Annotated in this window: 15 protein-coding genes and 1 pseudogene; 14 read left to right on the top strand and 2 right to left on the bottom strand. The window is 27.4% G+C overall.

Annotated elements, in window-relative coordinates; genetic code table 11:
* Nucleotides 1–272 precede the first annotated feature (272 nt).
* The 12 genes from J2Z25_RS18150 (at nucleotide 273) to J2Z25_RS18100 (ending at nucleotide 13,954) form a co-directional block, all read left to right on the top strand.
* Nucleotides 273–1,343, top strand: coding sequence for an ABC transporter ATP-binding protein (locus J2Z25_RS18150; RefSeq protein WP_209741542.1), 1,071 nt, complete (start codon nucleotides 273–275; stop codon nucleotides 1,341–1,343).
* The gene (locus J2Z25_RS18145; protein WP_008677587.1) at nucleotides 1,343–2,224 is read left to right on the top strand and encodes a carbohydrate ABC transporter permease; all 882 of its coding nucleotides are present in this window, start codon (nucleotides 1,343–1,345) and stop codon (nucleotides 2,222–2,224) included. The genes J2Z25_RS18150 and J2Z25_RS18145 overlap by 1 nt, the downstream gene beginning before the upstream one ends.
* Nucleotides 2,225–2,232: 8 nt before the next feature.
* Nucleotides 2,233–3,051, top strand: a complete 819-nt coding sequence (locus J2Z25_RS18140; RefSeq protein ID WP_008677589.1) for a carbohydrate ABC transporter permease — start codon at nucleotides 2,233–2,235, stop codon at nucleotides 3,049–3,051.
* On the top strand, nucleotides 3,035–4,330 hold the full coding sequence (locus J2Z25_RS18135; protein WP_209741541.1) for an MBL fold metallo-hydrolase: 1,296 nt from the start codon (nucleotides 3,035–3,037) through the stop codon (nucleotides 4,328–4,330). The genes J2Z25_RS18140 and J2Z25_RS18135 overlap by 17 nt, the downstream gene beginning before the upstream one ends.
* Nucleotides 4,331–4,349: 19 nt before the next feature.
* A complete protein-coding gene (locus tag J2Z25_RS18130) occupies nucleotides 4,350–5,606 on the top strand; it encodes an ABC transporter substrate-binding protein (protein WP_008677592.1) in 1,257 nt (418 codons plus the stop codon).
* A gap of 186 nt (nucleotides 5,607–5,792) precedes the next feature.
* Complete coding sequence (locus tag J2Z25_RS18125) at nucleotides 5,793–7,307, top strand: bifunctional metallophosphatase/5'-nucleotidase (RefSeq protein WP_209741540.1); 1,515 nt, start codon at nucleotides 5,793–5,795, stop codon at nucleotides 7,305–7,307.
* A 139-nt stretch (nucleotides 7,308–7,446) separates the two neighbouring features.
* Nucleotides 7,447–8,712: a chloride channel protein gene (locus J2Z25_RS18120; protein ID WP_245173518.1), complete on the top strand. Its 1,266-nt coding sequence runs from the start codon at nucleotides 7,447–7,449 to the stop codon at nucleotides 8,710–8,712.
* Between the two features lie 139 nt (nucleotides 8,713–8,851).
* Entirely contained in the window at nucleotides 8,852–10,447 is a 1,596-nt protein-coding gene (locus J2Z25_RS18115; RefSeq protein WP_209741539.1) for a beta-N-acetylhexosaminidase, read from the top strand.
* A 279-nt stretch (nucleotides 10,448–10,726) separates the two neighbouring features.
* Complete coding sequence (locus J2Z25_RS18705; RefSeq protein ID WP_425340190.1) at nucleotides 10,727–10,963, top strand: CD3324 family protein; 237 nt, start codon at nucleotides 10,727–10,729, stop codon at nucleotides 10,961–10,963.
* Nucleotides 10,964–11,194: 231 nt separating this feature from the next.
* On the top strand, nucleotides 11,195–11,713 hold the full coding sequence (locus J2Z25_RS18110) for an MBL fold metallo-hydrolase (RefSeq protein ID WP_245173509.1): 519 nt from the start codon (nucleotides 11,195–11,197) through the stop codon (nucleotides 11,711–11,713).
* A 532-nt stretch (nucleotides 11,714–12,245) separates the two neighbouring features.
* Nucleotides 12,246–13,298 carry an inorganic phosphate transporter gene (locus tag J2Z25_RS18105; RefSeq protein WP_209741538.1) on the top strand — a complete coding sequence of 351 codons (1,053 nt, stop codon included), beginning with the start codon at nucleotides 12,246–12,248 and terminating at the stop codon, nucleotides 13,296–13,298.
* A 32-nt stretch (nucleotides 13,299–13,330) separates the two neighbouring features.
* Nucleotides 13,331–13,954 carry a DUF47 domain-containing protein gene (locus J2Z25_RS18100; RefSeq protein WP_209741537.1) on the top strand — a complete coding sequence of 208 codons (624 nt, stop codon included), beginning with the start codon at nucleotides 13,331–13,333 and terminating at the stop codon, nucleotides 13,952–13,954.
* 170 nt (nucleotides 13,955–14,124) lie between these two features.
* On the opposite strand, the gene J2Z25_RS18095 is transcribed toward J2Z25_RS18100, so the two are convergent.
* Nucleotides 14,125–14,667 carry a hypothetical protein gene (locus J2Z25_RS18095; protein ID WP_008677607.1) on the bottom strand — a complete coding sequence of 181 codons (543 nt, stop codon included), beginning with the start codon at nucleotides 14,665–14,667 and terminating at the stop codon, nucleotides 14,125–14,127.
* A gap of 69 nt (nucleotides 14,668–14,736) precedes the next feature.
* The gene (locus tag J2Z25_RS18090) at nucleotides 14,737–15,681 is read right to left on the bottom strand and encodes a hypothetical protein (RefSeq protein WP_209741536.1); all 945 of its coding nucleotides are present in this window, start codon (nucleotides 15,679–15,681) and stop codon (nucleotides 14,737–14,739) included.
* Nucleotides 15,682–15,857: 176 nt separating this feature from the next.
* On the opposite strand from J2Z25_RS18090, the pseudogene J2Z25_RS18085 reads away from it, so the two are divergent.
* Nucleotides 15,858–16,487: pseudogene (locus J2Z25_RS18085) on the top strand (Vat family streptogramin A O-acetyltransferase).
* 218 nt (nucleotides 16,488–16,705) lie between these two features.
* The gene (locus J2Z25_RS18080; protein WP_209741535.1) at nucleotides 16,706–16,909 is read left to right on the top strand and encodes a heavy-metal-associated domain-containing protein; all 204 of its coding nucleotides are present in this window, start codon (nucleotides 16,706–16,708) and stop codon (nucleotides 16,907–16,909) included.
* Nucleotides 16,910–17,258: the final 349 nt, after the last annotated feature.

Here is a 17,258-nt window from a genome sequence, read left to right as displayed (position 1 = left end):
ATAGAATAAATAAGTCACTGATTTAAGAAAATATTCGTATGAATTTTATAGTATATTAAATGCAAATGTTAACAATGAATAAATTTACTACTTTTTCAGAAATATATAATATTGTATTAAAATAATTGTAAAAAAATATTAACAAATGTTAAAATTTATTTATTTAAAGTTAAAAATGCGAATAAATATTGTGTGGAATTAATAAATTTAGTATATTATATTTGTATTTAAATTTAGAATTTAACATAAAAAATAAACACTAGAGGTGAAACATGATACATATTGAAGAACTTAGAAAAGTTTATAACAATGGTTATGAAGCTTTAAAAAGCATTAATCTTGAGATTAACGAGGGTGAACTTGTTTGTCTATTAGGACCTAGTGGTTGTGGAAAAACAACTATATTAAATTTACTTGCAGGACTTTTAGATCCTACTAGTGGAGATATCAAATTTGATAATGAATCTATCATTGGAAAACATCCTAAAGATAGAAATATTGGTTTAGTATTTCAAAACTATGCGCTTTATCCTCACATGACAGTTTTAGAAAATGTTATGTTCCCTCTTACAGTTGGAAAGAAGAAAAAGCCTAAAAGTGAAGCAATTGAAATAGCTAAAAAGTATATGAAAATTACAAGTATCGAAGAGTTAGCTAATAAGAAGCCAGGAGAAATGTCAGGTGGACAACAACAAAGAGTTGCTATAACAAGGGCATTAGTTCAAAATCCAAAAATCTTATTATTAGACGAGCCTTTAAGTAATTTAGATGCAAGATTAAGACTTAAAATAAGAGAAGAAATAAGAAGGCTTGTAAAAGAAATAGGGATTACTACTATTTTTGTTACTCATGATCAAGAAGAGGCATTATCTATAAGTGATAGGATAGTGTTAATGAATGAAGGTGTAGTTCAACAATTTGATATACCTCAAAATTTATATTTAGAGCCTGCAAACTTATTTGTAGCTAAGTTTATGGGAAATCCTATAATTAATATATTTGAGGTTAAAAAAGAAGGAAATATATTAAAGACAAGGGATTTCAATATTGATTTAAATTTATTAAATAAAGATAGATTTAAGCAAGATTTAAGTGGAAATAAGTATTTTGTTGGAATAAGACCAGAATACTTTGAAATGAGTGAAAATCCATTATTTAAAGTTAAAGTTGAATCTGTTGAGTTAATAGGAAAAGACTGTATAGTGAACTTCAATGTGAATGATGTAAACTCAAAATCAATTACTGATATAAGTAAAAGAGTACTTGAAGGCGACGAATTAGGGCTTGATATCGACTATAATGGAATCTATATATTCCAAGAGAATGGAGTTAGAGTATACTAATGAGAAAGTTAAAGTATAGAGCAGAAAATTCACCACAAGCATGGTTATTTCTTTTACCTGCTTTAATAGTAATTGGAATATTTAATGTATTACCATTAATCAAAACATTTATTATGTCTTTTCAAAAGGGAACTTTAAATAATTTAACACTTAATGGATTTAAAAATTATGAGATTGTTTTAAAAGATCCAAAGTTTCATACTGCATTAGGAAATACAGCTATTTTTGCTTTTGTAGTTGTACCTGTAGGATTAATTATTTCAATGTTTATTGCAATTACAATTTATGAAAGAATTAAACATAAAGATATTTTTGAAACCATATTCTTTATACCGTATTTAACAAGTGTAATAGCGGTTGGTATAGTTTTTAGATTTTTATTAAATGGTGAATATGGATTTATAAATTATATATTAGGACTTTTTAATGTTGGACCAATAAATTTTTTAGATGATCCTAATATGAGCATGATAACATTAGTTATATTTGGTATATGGTCAGGACTTGCATTTAATATAATTATATTACTTTCAGGTTTAAGAAATATTGATAAAAGTTATTATAAAGTTGCAGATATGTTTGGAGCAACAAAGATTGAACAATTTTTTAGAATAACGTTACCTCAAATGATACCAATTATTACGTTTTTATTAATGGTTAATTTTATTAGTGCATTTAAGGTTTATGCTCAAGTGTTTGCAATATTTAATGGAAAAGCAGGTATTGCAGATAGTGCTACTACAGCCGTGTTCTATATATTCAATAAGTTCTATGTTGAAAACCGTTATGGACAAGGAATGGCAGCAGCAGTTATCTTATTTGGTTTAATTTTAATTTTTACATTAATTCAAAATCGTATATTAAAAAGATTATCTAAGTAGGTGAAGTGATGAAAAAAGTTAATTTAGTTCTATCAAAGACGTTTATTGTTATTATGGCGTTGATTACATTATTTCCTTTTGTATATATGATTTTATCAAGTTTAATGACATACCAAGAGGCAACTAGTATTCCACCAACGCTATTTCCAGAGAAGTTTCAATGGGGAAACTTTGCTTTAGCAATGGAGCAAGCTCCTTTTGTTAGATATTTCTTTAATACGATTTTAGTTGCTGGAGTATCAACAATTGGAACAATAATAACTTCAATATTAGCAGGCTTTGCTTTAGTGAAGTTAGAGTTTAAATATAAAAATGCTTTAGTGCTTGGTATGGCAGCATTACTGATGGTACCATATGAAGTTACAGTTTTTACAAATTATCAAACAATTGCTCAGCTTGGATTATTAGATACATATACAGCATTAATAGTTCCATCATTAGCAAGCGTGTTTTACATATTTTATTTGAAAGAGTACTTAACAAGTATTCCTATTTCGTACTATAAAGCGGCAAAAGTTGATGGATGTAGTGACTTGGAATTTGTTAATAGAATTTTAATTCCTTTAGCAAAACCAGCCTTATTTACAATGGGTATTTTAAGCTTTATTAATGGATGGAATTCTTTCTTATGGCCAATACTAGTAACAAATAGTAAAGAAATGAGATTACTAAGTAATGGATTAAGTTCCTTTGCTACTGAAAGCGGTTCAAATGTTCATTTACAAATGGCTGCATCAACAATTGCTATAGTTCCAATTTTAATTTTATATTTAGTCTTCAGAAAACAAATTATTAGAGGAGTTGTTAAGAGTGGCGTTAAAGGATAAGAAAACGAAGATTACGTTTCACAATGGGATTTTAACTATTGGAGGAACAATAATAGAAATAACATATGAAGATAGTCATATATTCTTTGATTTTGGAAGCGAATATAATCCAAAATCACCAGTACAACCAACGAATTTACAAGAATTATTAGATGAGAATTTAGTTCCATATTTAAATAACATGTTTGATCCTAAAATTCCACTTAAAGGTTATGAATCAAAAGAGGATAATTTTAAAAATACAGCGGTATTTTTATCACATGTTCATTTAGATCATTCAAAGATAGTAAATTATTTAAATCCAGAAATACCTCTATATACATTAGAAGGTACTAAGTCTCTATTAAATACTTTAAATATAAATAATGATTTCCTTTTCCCTCTTCATGAGAATAAAGGAAAGAATACAAGAGATATAGTTGGAGTTAAAGAAAATGAAGTTATTGAAATTGGTAAGATAAAAGTTAAAGTGATGCCAGTTGATCATGATGCTTACGGGGCATGTGGATTATTAATTGAAACTCCTGATTTAGTAATATCTTATACGGGAGATATTAGACTTCATGGATATAGAAAAGAAGCTACCTTAAATTTCTGTAAGGAAAGTGAAAACTGTGATGTTTTATTGATAGAAGGTGTAAGTGTTTCTTTCCAAGAGTTTGATGATGATGTTAGCGATAAAGAAATATCAAATGAGCCTGAGTTAATAGAAAAGATAAATGAAATTATCAATAATAATCCTAATAAGCAAATAACATTTAATTATTATATTTCTAATATAGAAAGAATTTTAAATATAATAAAAACTAATTCAAGAAAAGTTGTCTTAGATGCATATTATTCTTATGTATTAAAGGAAGCAACAGGATATGAATCTTATTATTATCAATTAGATAATGGAGATTATGGATTAGATGAAAATCTTAAAATTGATTTTGAAGCCTTATTAAATGATGAAGGTAGCTTTTTCTGGCAATTAGATAAACTTGCCATTGAACATATGGATAAATTAAAAGAAGGTGGAATTTATATTCACTCAAATGCAGTACCATTAGGTGATTTTGATCCTGCATACACACCATTTGTAAACAAATTCGAAGAAATGAATATTAAATTTGAAAGAGTTTCATGTAGTGGTCATGCTCATCCTTATGATTTAATAAAGATAATTAACTTAATTAAACCTAAGTTATTAGTTCCAATTCATTCATATCGTCCTGAAAAACTTTATAATGAATCTGGAGATAGATTATTACCAGAGAAAAAGCAAACAATTTAACAACAATGGAGGGTAAAAAATGAAGTTTAAAAAATTATTAGCATTAGCCCTATCAGTAGGATTATTAACTGGATGTTCTACTAAAGGTGCTGGAACAGGAAATGAAGACATAGTAACAGAAATAAAAGATCCAGTAGAGATAACATTCTGGCATGCTATGAGCGGAGATTTAGAAAAGTCTCTACAAAAATTAACAGATGAGTTTACTGCTCAGAATCCTAATATTAAGGTTACTTTACAAAATCAATCAAGTTATCCAGACTTACAACAAAAAATAACTGCAACAGTTGCAAGTCCAAAGGACTTACCAACAATAACTCAAGCATATCCTGATTGGATGTTTAACCCAATACAAGATGGATTAGTTACTGACCTAACTCCATACATAGAAAATGAAACTCTTAAGTTTGATAATTATGATGATATATTACCAAGCCTTAGAGAAGCAGCTAAAATAGATGGAAAGATATATGGAATGCCATTTAATAAATCAACAGAAGTTATTTGGTATAACAAAACATTATTTGATGAATTAAATTTAACACCTCCAACAAATTATGATGAACTTGTAAAAGTTGCAAAAGAAATCAAAGATAAAAAAGGTATTCCAGGAGCTGGATTTGATTCTTTAAATACTTATTATACTACATTCTTAAAATCAGAAGGTAAAACTTTTGATAATAACTTTGACGTTACAAGTGATGCATCAGTTAAAGCAGTTAATTACTACTTAGATGGTGTAAAAGAGGGTTACTTCAGAATTGCAGGAACAGATAAATATTTATCAGGACCATTTGGAAATGAAACTATAGGTATGTATGTTGGTTCAAATGCAGGTGAAAACTTTGTTAAACAAGGTGTTGGTGACAAATTTGAAGTAGGCGCTGCTCCATATCCAACAAATGCTTCACTACAACAAGGTACTGATTTATATGTATTCTCAAGTGCAACACCAGAACAAAAGACTGCTGCATACGAATTCTTAAAATTCTTAACTAGCAAAGAAAAACAAATTCAATGGGCTTCAGAAACTGGATATATGCCAGTAAGACAAAGTGCTATTGAATCAGAAGAATATAAAAATTCTGGAAGCTTAATAGCTCCAATATTAGCAGATGCAACTAAAAACTTATATACAAATCCAGTAATGAGTGGTGCTGATGCTGCATATCGTGAAGCAGGTACAGTTTTAGAATCAGTATTAGCTGATACTAAAACAGATGTTACTAAAAAGTTAGAAGAATTTAAAACAACTTTAAATTCAATTTGGGAGTAATATAATATTATTTCTATATAAATGGAGCTGTCTAAAGGCAGCTCCAAATTAAAATGTAGAATATGAGATTTATAGAAGTTGAAAATATTTTATATTATGCATAAAACTCCGTAAGGAGTTTTTTCTTTAATTCTAAATTCTACATTATTCATTTTACATTGTGTCACAGGACATTAAGGAGGTACTATGAAATTAGTTATTTATCAAACTAGTGATTTACATGGATTTGTATATCCAACTAATTATGTAACTGAAAAGTCTCTTGGAATATTAAAAATAGGAACTTATATCTTAAAGGATGAAAAAAATTATGATGAATCTTTAAAGATAGATTGTGGTGATTTAATTCAAGGCTCAGCTTTAACTCATTATTTATCTAAGCAAAAAATAGATACTAATCCAATTACAGAGCTTTTAGAAGATATAGGATATGACGCATATACTTTAGGTAATCATGAATTTAATTATGGATTAGATTATTTAAATACTGCTTATAAAACAATTTCAAATAAGATTATAAATTCTAATATTAAAGGTTTAGCATTTGATAGTAAGCCTTATAAGATTTTTGATTTTAATGGCTTTAAGGTAGGATGTATAGGATTTACAACATCATTCATACCTAATTGGGAGCAGGAGAAGAATATAAAAAACTTAGAGTTCTTAGATCCAGTTAAAGTTTATGGAGAATACGAAAATGAACTAAAAGAAAAATCAGATATGATAATAGTTTGTTATCATGGAGGTTTTGAAAAAAGTTTAGATGGTAATAATACTCCTACAGAAAAGTTAACCAAAGAAAATCAGGCTAGTGAATTACTAGAAAATTATGATTCAATAGATATAGTTTTAAGTGGACATCAACATAGATCTTTCATAACAAAAGTTAATGGAGTTATATGCACACAACCTATGCATAATGGACAAAATTTTACTAAGATAGTTATAGATACAGAAACTAAAGAATCAACTTATGAATTAGTAGATGTATCAAAATTAAATGATGAAATAAATATTGAATTAGAGAAGAGATTTACTAATTTAAATAAAGAGTTACAAGAGTATTTAGATAAGGAAATAGGTCATTTTAAAAATGATATAATACTAGATGATATATTTATAGCAAGGCTTAAGGGTCATCCTTTTATAAATTTCTTACATGAAGTTCAATTAGATATTTCTAATGCTGACTTTTCGGCTTTATCGTTATTTGATACTGCCATTGGATTTAAGAAAAATGTTTCAATTAGAGATGTACTAATTAATTATCCATATCCAAACACATTAAAGGTACTTAAGATTAAAGGCAGCAAAGTTAAAGAAGCTATTGAAAAAAGTTCTACATATTTTGTTTTAGAAAATAATGAAGTTAAAATTAATAATGAATTCTTAGTGCCAAAGATACAAAACTATAATTATGATACATTTGCAGGTTTAACTTATGAAATAGATTTAAATAAAGATTTCGGAAATCGTGTTGTTTCAATGAAGAAAGATGGAAAAGAAATAGATTTAAATGAATATTACACAATAGTTTTAAATAATTATCGTGCAAGCAATACAGCTATTTATCCAGCTTACGAAAATGCCGAAGTGGTAAAAGAAATAAATATGGATATGAGTGAGCTTATAATAGACTATTTCCAAAGAAATTGCGAAGTGGATATTCCATCTGATAGTAGTTATATAATTAAATATTAATATATTATTTAGAGTTCAAGGATATTATAAAATTAAGATATCCTTGAACTTTTTTAAAATTAAAATATAGGAATTATTTTTTTATAATATCAAATAATAAAGCTTATCAAGATTTATGAAAATAACAAGGAGAATATTGATGAGTGAACAAATTAATACCGTGAAAAATCAAGATTACTATAAATTAATACGAAAAATATTTAAGTGGGTTATATTAAGTGTTACTATGGCTATTCCTATTGGAATTATAGTCGGCTTGTTTAATAGGATTTTATCAGCAGCAAATAACTATAGAAAGGAACATGAGTACTTAATATATTTTCTTCCTGTAGCAGGATTAATAATAACATTTATGTATTTAAAAACAAAAAGAAATGCGTATTCAGGTGAGAATTTACTTAAATCTGAAGTTCAATCGGCAGCTAAAGATCTTCCATTTTATATGACATTTGTAGTGTTTTTAGGATCTTTATTAACTACAGTTTGTGGTGGATCTGCAGGTAAAGAAGGATCGGCAGTGGCAATGGGGGGAACTTTAGGAGACTTTATAGCTAGAAAATTTAAGTTATCTGATGATGAGCAAAGAACATTAGTAATATGTGGAGTTGGAAGTGCTTTTGGAGTAATATATGATGTCCCTTTTGCAGGAGCAATCTTAGGAATGGAGCTAATATTAAAAGGCAGGTTTCATTATGAAGCGCTAATTCCTGCATTTTTAACAACTGTAGTATCTAATGAAATAGCAATTATAGTAGGAAGTAAGGCTATAGAGTATCCTAATTTAATCTTAGATGATTTAAGTTTTATAGTTCTTATGAAATTAATATTGCTAGGGATAATATTTGGAATAGGTGGATTTATATTTAATTTAGCACTAGATAATAGCAGTAAAATTTATAATAAATTTACTAAAAATCCATATATAAAAGCTATTTTAGGTGGAGTTATAACAATAATTCTATTTTTAATAGTTGGAGATAATTATAATGGATTAGGTCAGTCTTTTATAAATGAATCATTTATAAGTCATGTAAGTATAATGGATTCTATATGGAAGGTTGTATTTACAGCTGTTGCATTAGGTTCAGTCTTCCAAGGTGGGAGAGGAAATCCAACATTTTTTGTAGGAGCAACTTTAGGAAGCTTTCTTTCTAAAGTTATTAATTTACCCCTTGAATCTGTAACATCATTAGGGATGATAGGTTTATTTTGTAGTGCAACTTCTCTCCCTATTACGTCTATAGCAATGTCATTAGAATACTTTGGAGGAGAAGAAATGGTGGCAATTATAATTGTTATGACAATTAGCTATATAATTTCTGGATTCTATGATATTTTAACTAAAAGAAAATTACCAAAAGAAAAAGAAAAAATATTTGAAGGAAATGTTAATAAAAATGATTAATTTTTATTGAGATTATTTTATTTAAATTTTAGTATATACTTTGAATTTTAGGTTATAAGATAATAATGAAAGGGATATAACCTTAATCTTAAATGCATATATAATATATACTTAAAATTGATATAAGGAAGGTAAACTAATGAAGAATTTGACTATTAAATTTTGGAAATTTATTTCTTTAATTGTACTAGCTATATTAATATCTTCTTCAATAATTACTCATAAAAATAAGGAAGAAGTACAATCAGTATATATAGCGGAAAGTAGTAATAATTATATTATTCCAAAGCCATTAAGTTATGAAAAAGGAACTGGAAACTTTTTAATTACTAAGGACTCTTCAATTTATGTAAAAGGAAATAATGATGCCGAAACAGAGGAGCTTAGTAAAATTGCAGAATTATTAAAAGAAAAATTAAAACCTTCAACAGGATTTGAGTTGAATATCATAAAGGGTGAAAATCCTCCTAGTTCAAGTGTATATTTAACCACTGCTGGGGGGGAAGAAGACCAAGGAAATGAAGGCTATAAAATGATAACTACTTCTGAAAATGTTAAGATAATAGGATATAAGCCGGAAGGTGTTTATAGAGGAACTCAAACAGTGAGACAATTATTGCCGCCAGATATTTCAAAAAACACTGTGGTCAATAATGTTGAATGGAGTATTCCAGTTTCAACTATAAATGATAAACCTTTATATCAATATAGAGGATTAATGATTGATGTTGCAAGGCATTTTTTTACTGAAGATGAGATTAAACGTCAAATAGATAATGCAGCACAATATAAAATAAATAAATTACATTTGCATCTTACTGATGACCAAGGGTGGCGTATAGAGATAAAAAAATATCCAAATTTAACATTTATAGGAGGAAGTACAGACGTTGGTGGGGGACAAGGAGGATACTATACACAGGAGCAGTTCAAAAGTATAGTTAAATATGCAGCTGATAGATATATAGAAATAGTCCCTGAAATTGATATGCCAGGACATAGTAATGCGGCATTGGCATCTTATGGATTTCTAAATCCAGATGGAAAAAGGAGACCACTATATACAGGAACAAATGTAGGATTTAGTTCTTTCATGACTCGTAGTGAAGAAACATATGTATTTCTTGATGATGTAATTAGAGAAGTTTCAGCAATATCACCTTCAATATATTTTCATATAGGAGGAGATGAGGCTGATAACACTAAAAAGGAGGACTATGATTACTTTGTAGGAAGAGTAACTAAAATAGTCAAAAGTTATGGAAAAACACCAATAGGCTGGGATCCAATAGATACAGCTCCAACTATAGATTCAAGTGTAATATTGCAAAATTGGAAGGATTCAAACGAGGCAGCTAGGGAAAAAAAGATGAAAATGATAATTTCAATTGCACATAAAGCTTATTTAGATATGAAATATAATGAAAATACACCATATGGATTAACTTGGGCAGGATATATACCCGTAGATGTTGCGTATAAGTGGGATCCAACAGAATATGCACCTAAGGATTTGATTCTAGGAGTAGAAGCTCCATTGTGGACGGAAACTATTTCGACTGTAGAACAAATGGATTTTATGATATATCCAAGATTACCAGGTTATGCTGAAATTGGTTGGACTCCTAAAGACCTTAGAAATTGGAATGAATATAAAATTAGGTTAGAAAAGCAAGGAGAAAGATTTACAAATCAAGGTATAAATTATTATAGAGATAATACTATATGGAAATAAAATTGAAGTATATTAATTTATTTTTTATGTTAAAATTATAGTATATTATCAAATAAGGGGAGAATTATCATGTGTAGTAGAGTAGAATTGGTTATTAGATTAGGCTCTAAGCAAGGACTGTAAGATTAATTATTACAATTTTGTTTAGAGCCGTATAAGGAATATAGATGAGGTTTAAATGTTTTGTGCAGTCTTTGCTTTTTATTTATAAATTAAGTAGTAGATAGGAGCAACAAATATGAAGTATAAAAAAAAGCACAGGATGTATTACCAGAGGAGATTATAAAAATAATTCAAGAATATGTAGATGGAGGATATCTATATATTCCTGCAAAGTTTGAAAAAAGAAAATCTTGGGGATCTCAAAGTGGATTAAAGGATGAATTAAAGCAAAGAAATAGAGAGATTTATTACAAATATAGCAAAGGAATGTCTATTAATGAACTTATTAAATGTTACTATCTTACCGAAAGTAGCATTAGAAGAATAATTAGGCAACAAAAAGACATAATATAAATTAAAAAAATAGTATCCATATAATTTTTATATGGATACTATTTTTTGTATAATCAAAATTTATTCATAAGTATTTTTAAACTTGTTATACAAATTTGTTAAATGATATTATCGTATAGAAAGTATTGATTTAGATAAAAAATAAGTTATTCTTTGAATAATATAAATAAAGATATTATTTATATTATCTATAAAATTAAGTTTTAAATGTATTTATAAGGAGAAATAAAGATGAATATAGTAACGGTATTAGATATTAATTTTGAGTTTGGGAGAATGGTTAATACTATTTTTCCCGTAATAATAAGTGATGAGAACAATATGATTTTAATTGATTGTGGATATCCTAACTTTCTATCATTAATAGAAGAGTGCGCTAGAAAAAAGAAAATTAACTTGGATAGGCTTACAAAAATAATTATAACTCATCATGACTATGATCATATGGGATCATTAGCAGATTTTAAAAGAAAATATCCTACTATAGAAATAGTAGCATCATATATTGAAGAAAAGTACATAAGTGGAGAAAAAAAGTCGTTAAGGTTAAAGCAAGAAGAATTAATATATGACACTATTCCTGAAGATGGTAAAGAGGAAGCAAGAAAGTTTCAACATATGCTTGAATCTATAGAAAATGTTAATGTAGATATAATAGTTAAGGATAAAGATAAATTAAATTGTTGTGGAGAAATAGAGATAATTGAGACTCCAGGACATATGCCAGGGCATATATATATATATATTTAAAAGAAAGTAAAACATTAATAGCAGGGGATGCTTTAGTAATTGAGAATGATGAATTAGTAATTGCAAATCCTCAGTATATACTAGATATGGAGAAAGCTAAAAATTCTATAAGAAAACTATTAGATTATGATATAGAAAAAATCATATGTTACCATGGAGGAGTGTATACAAAAAATATAAGAGAATCCCTTATGAAAATATAATAAAAAACATATACTATTGATGAAGAAAGTTGGATTTATGCTAGTGTTTAACAAAAATTTAACATTTGTAAATTTAATCTTCTGAAACTGTTGTTGTTACAAAGTTGAGCCGTTTAACAAGAATTTAACACGGATTTAAGGGCATAAACTGTGTATTTCTCTTGTATTTTTAAGATTAAATATTATATAATCACATTGTAAAAATTTTATGAATAATATTATTACAATACTGAAGAATATTATATATGTATATTTATTTCTGAGATAAAATTTGAATTTTATACCATATATAGATGAAAAATTAACGTAAAAATGAAAGGGGATATTTCATGACTATTTCTTTCTTTGAATTTATAAGACAAGTAATAGAAAATCCTACATTATTAATAACAGTAATTTTAACATTAGGAGTAATTTTAGTAAATGGATGGACAGATGCTCCTAATGCTATTGCAACATGTGTATCTACAAGAGCAATAGGTCCTCGTGCAGCAATATTAATGGCAGCTATCTTTAATTTTCTAGGTGTTTTTGTAATGACAATGGTAAATGCAAATGTAGCAATGACCATTTATAATATGGTTGATTTTGGAGGAAACTCTGGCGATGCATTGGTTGCTTTATGTGCTTCATTATTTGCTATAGTAGTTTGGGCAACTACTGCTTGGTATTTTGGAATTCCTACAAGCGAAAGCCATGCATTAATTGCTGGCATATCAGGGGCGGCAATTGCTCTTCAGGGTGGATTTAGCGGAATTAATGGAGGCGAGTGGATAAAAGTAATTTATGGACTAGTACTTTCTACCGGATTAGGTTTTGGAATGGGATGGGTAACAGTTAAGATTATAGAATTTATATTTAAAGGGTTTGATCGTAGAAAAACAAGTGGTTTCTTTAAATATTCACAAATTGGTGGAGGAGCTGCAATGGCATTTATGCATGGAGCTCAAGATGGACAAAAGTTTATGGGCGTATTTATGCTTGGAATATTCTTAGCAAATGGACAAGGTGGAGTTGAAAGCTTTGTTATACCAGTATGGTTAATGATAGTTTGTTCTTTAGTTATGGCTTTAGGTACTTCTATAGGAGGATATAAAATTATAAAAGCTGTTGGTATGGATATGGTTAAATTGGAGCAATATCAAGGATTTTCAGCAGATGTAGCGGCAGCAGGGTGCCTTCTTATTTCTTCAGTAACAGGAATTCCTGTAAGCACAACTCATACTAAAACAACTTCAATAATGGGAGTCGGGGCAGCAAAGAGATTAAGTTCTGTAAACTGGGGTGTTGTTAAAGAGATGGTTTGGACATGGGTTCTTACTTTCCCAGGTTGTGGTATTATCGGATTTTTAATGGCGAAGTTTTTCATTTGGATTTTTTAATAAAATAAAACTACAAAGGAGTAGGATTAAAAATGGCAACTAAAAAAGGAAATGATTATTTTGAAATGTTATCTGAGTTAGTAGATTATTCATGTAGTGCAGCAAATTTACTTTATGATACTTTATTAAATTTTGAGGTAAATAAAATAGAAAATAAAATAGAAGAGATGCACAAGATTGAGCATTCAGCAGACTTAAAAAAACACGATATGATGGATAAATTACTTAAGGAGTTTATTACACCTATCGAAAGAGGAGATATTGCAGAATTAGCTCATGAAATTGATAATGTAACGGATGCTATAGAAGATATCTTAGCGAGAATATACATGTTTAATATTACTTCTATGAGAAAAGAAGCTTTAGATTTTTCTAATGTAATAATAAAAAATTGTAATGAGTTAAAAGGTTTAATGAAAGAATTCCGTAATTATAAAAAATCACAAGAAATTCAGAAATTAATAGTAAATATAAATGGATTAGAAGAAGAAGGAGATAAGTTATATATTATGAGTATAAGAAATCTTTATACTACTTCAAAAGATCCCATTGAATTAATGACATGGACAGATACTTTTAAGTATTTTGAAAGATGTTGTGATGCTTGCGAAACTGCAGCAAATGTAGTTGAAAGTGTAATAATGAAGAATTCATAATAAATATATAAAATATAATAAAAGGCTGTTAAGTTTCAACAGCCTTACTTTATTTCTATTTAAAATTCATTTATTTTTTTAGATGTTATTGCAGGTACTTTAATATATTCGTCTCTAATATATACTACTGAAAAATATATATAATAATTGGATGCAAAACAGCATTAGATTTACTTACAATATTTTAGCCATCTAGAATAAATCTCAGGTCTTTCAGTTTCAACGAAATTTAAAAAATCTTCTTTGTAGCCAAGATTGTTTAATCCCTTAATAATTAACTTAGGATATACGGTTTTCTTTTTCATTGCTTTTGCGGTATCTATAAGTTTAACATCATTTAATGGTGTTAAAAATATATGGAATAAAGCAGAATCTAATCGTGTATATCCTATAGAATACATGGCCTCATAAATCTCTATGATTTTACTTGAGATATCTGATGTAAGAGGACGAGATAATAAATATTTATTTAACTCTGTTCCATCTATATATTCTCGTATGATGTGCTTTTCACCATATGAGTATATTTTAGGGAAATGTGAATTTGTTTGAGCCATAAGTAAGGTGTGGATTTCATTCCTACAAGATTGTTTCTTTTTAAAAATTTTTATGCACTTTTCTGTATCTATTTTGTACACTTTTCCTTGAGTTCCACTACCAAGTAATTGTAATTCATTTATATTTATTCCGTCGTAGAGTTTAATGATAATCACCTAACCAAAAAGTAATAACAATATTATTATATGAAAAATAATAAATTTGACTTACTTTATTTTGCATTTTTATAACTCTATTTCTTCAGCTTTTATCTTAAAATTAGCATCTTTATAGGACTTTTTTATATATGATGCTGAACCTATAAATGTTAAAAGATAACCAATAAGTAAATTTTTCATAAACTCGACTTTAATTGAAGGTTCTGATAAAAAATCTGGAACAGATTTTAATGCGTCGAAAAATGTTATTTCATAATATGCTTTAAATTCTGAATAAATATCTATAGCTAATGAAATATGGTTTGCTAAATATACCATTATAATAGTGATTATAGAGGTGATAATAACTCCTGTTATATTAAGCTTTCCACCAAGCAACTGATAACCTTTAATGCAACATATAGCAATAGCTAGTCCGGCAATTGCAGCTATATAATTCATTTGGTATATTAAGATCCAAACTATGGAGCCAAGTAGAGCTCTTATAAATCCACCTACAACTCCTCCGATTATATTATTATTTGTATTTTGAATGTTATTTTGATTTTCACTTATAGTATTTTTAATTTCTAATTGGCAGTTTTTGCAACAAGGAATAACAGTAGTGCCTAGTAAAAATGGAGATACTTCAGTATTTTCTCCACAAGAGCTACAGCCGGTAACTAAATTATGCATAATAGAAAAATCTATTAGTTTATTTAATATTGACAATATAATTTCTGGATTTCTATATTTTCTATAGTTTGGATTATATTGAAGTTGGATACTGGAAGGTTTATAAGATGCATAATTAAGTTTTTTAAATTCTTTTGTTAAATCATTAAGAAAAGAATTAATTTTATCTACCTCAAATTCATTATTAAGTTTTATAGGGAAATCAATATAATATATATAGTTAATTGAGTTGACTGAAATATTATATCCCCTGTATACTCCAAATAAAGCTTCTTGCTTATTAACGGGATTTAAATGTGTTAAATTTTCAACACCTAAAAGTAGTTTATCCTTCATTATTAAGTACTCCTTTCATTTTATTTTCTTAAATTATCCACAATTATACCAATAACTGGATTGAGTATCAATTAATAAATATAATCTTATAATAATTCATATTTATATTAGGAAATTAATCTTATACAATTTGTGTAATATTAATCAAAGAGGTGAATATTTAGAAGGGGGTTTTTATGTTGAAAAATTTAGGTCCCAATCCAAATAATATATATCCAAATGCAAATATTAAAACTGTATGCTTTATAAAAAATACTAATATTGAAGTTGGAGATTATTATTATTATTATTATTATTTCTCATGAGAAGACTTTGAAAAGCATGTAACTCATCATTATGAGTTTATTGGTGATAAGTTAGTTATAGTAAAATTTTGTGCTATTGCAAGTGGTGTAGAATTTATTATGAATGGTGCAAATCATAGAATGAATAGTGTAACTACCTATCCATTTAACATTATGGGTAATGGATAGGAAAAATCCACTCCTGCAATAGAAGATTTACCTTATAAGGGTGATACTATAGTGTGGAATGATGTCTGGATAGGACAAAATGTAACAATAATGACAGGTGTTAAAATTGGTGATGGAGCTATTATAGCTGCTAATTGAGTTGTTACAAAAAATGTTGACTCATATAGTATTGTAGGCGGAAATCCTGCTAAATTTATAAAGAAAAGATTTGATGATGAGTTAATAGAATATCTTTTAGAATTAAAGTGGTGGAACTGGCCCAAAGAAAAAATATCTGAAAATCTAGAAGTGTTGTGTAGTTCTGATTTAAATAGTATACGGAGCATAAAGTAAAGAACATAAAAATTAATAATATTAAAAGTAGTATTATGAAATTTTCGTAGAAAAGTGTACTATCTAGATAAACTTAATTTCTAATAATATTGAATGAAATAATATAAGATGTCAATAGTATAAATTATAGTGAAATATTAATTGTTAAGAGTTATAGAATATATATTAATGTATTATGAACATACTATATTTGTATCAATTTTGAAAGGAGATATAATATGGAAAGATTACATTGTAATATTAGTGGAATAGCTAATGAAAATATGAAAACACAATTAAAAAATTCATTAGAAAAAGTTGAAGGTGTTAATCAAGTTTGTGTTGATATGGAAAGAGGTTCAGTCGAAGTTATGTATAATAAACCAGCTACACAACAAGGAATAAGAGCTTGTATAGAGAATTCAGGACATACAATTGAATAGTTAATGAAAAAAGTAGTATATAGTTTTGTTAAGTTATATACTGCTTTTTCTATTTTATTTAGAACTATAATATTCGATTTATTATTTTAATGAGAGCTTTAGTTTGGGATGGAGAAAATTATTATTTATATTTTAAATAATAAATAGAAGTTTAAATAGAACTTTTAGGGATTTATTTTGAAAAAGGTATATTAAGGATATATAAAATTATTAAATAGAATTTAGATATTAAGGAGGAGAGGTGATAATATGGATTATACATTTAAATTTACTGAAGAATAATATACTTAGTTATTTTTCATCTACAGAAAGTATAATGTTTAAAGTAATTAATATTAGCCATATAAAA

This window comes from Clostridium tertium (assembly GCF_017873245.1).
GTDB lineage: Bacteria > Bacillota > Clostridia > Clostridiales > Clostridiaceae > Clostridium > Clostridium tertium.
The sequence above is the reverse complement of the archived record's forward strand: the minus strand, read 5'-3'. Positions and strand labels throughout refer to the sequence as shown.

Bases quoted from the DNA above. Each gene is read 5' to 3' on its own strand.
- J2Z25_RS18150 (WP_209741542.1), top strand. From the start codon at position 273: ATGATACATATTGAAGAACTTAGAAAAGTTTATAACAATGGTTATGAA.
- J2Z25_RS18145 (WP_008677587.1), top strand. From the start codon at position 1,343: ATGAGAAAGTTAAAGTATAGAGCAGAAAATTCACCACAAGCATGGTTA.
- J2Z25_RS18140 (WP_008677589.1), top strand. From the start codon at position 2,233: ATGAAAAAAGTTAATTTAGTTCTATCAAAGACGTTTATTGTTATTATG.
- J2Z25_RS18130 (WP_008677592.1), top strand. From the start codon at position 4,350: ATGAAGTTTAAAAAATTATTAGCATTAGCCCTATCAGTAGGATTATTA.
- J2Z25_RS18125 (WP_209741540.1), top strand. From the start codon at position 5,793: ATGAAATTAGTTATTTATCAAACTAGTGATTTACATGGATTTGTATAT.
- J2Z25_RS18120 (WP_245173518.1), top strand. From the start codon at position 7,447: ATGAGTGAACAAATTAATACCGTGAAAAATCAAGATTACTATAAATTA.
- J2Z25_RS18115 (WP_209741539.1), top strand. From the start codon at position 8,852: ATGAAGAATTTGACTATTAAATTTTGGAAATTTATTTCTTTAATTGTA.
- J2Z25_RS18110 (WP_245173509.1), top strand. From the start codon at position 11,195: ATGAATATAGTAACGGTATTAGATATTAATTTTGAGTTTGGGAGAATG.
- J2Z25_RS18105 (WP_209741538.1), top strand. From the start codon at position 12,246: ATGACTATTTCTTTCTTTGAATTTATAAGACAAGTAATAGAAAATCCT.
- J2Z25_RS18100 (WP_209741537.1), top strand. From the start codon at position 13,331: ATGGCAACTAAAAAAGGAAATGATTATTTTGAAATGTTATCTGAGTTA.
- J2Z25_RS18090 (WP_209741536.1), bottom strand. From the start codon at position 15,681: ATGAAGGATAAACTACTTTTAGGTGTTGAAAATTTAACACATTTAAAT.
- J2Z25_RS18080 (WP_209741535.1), top strand. From the start codon at position 16,706: ATGGAAAGATTACATTGTAATATTAGTGGAATAGCTAATGAAAATATG.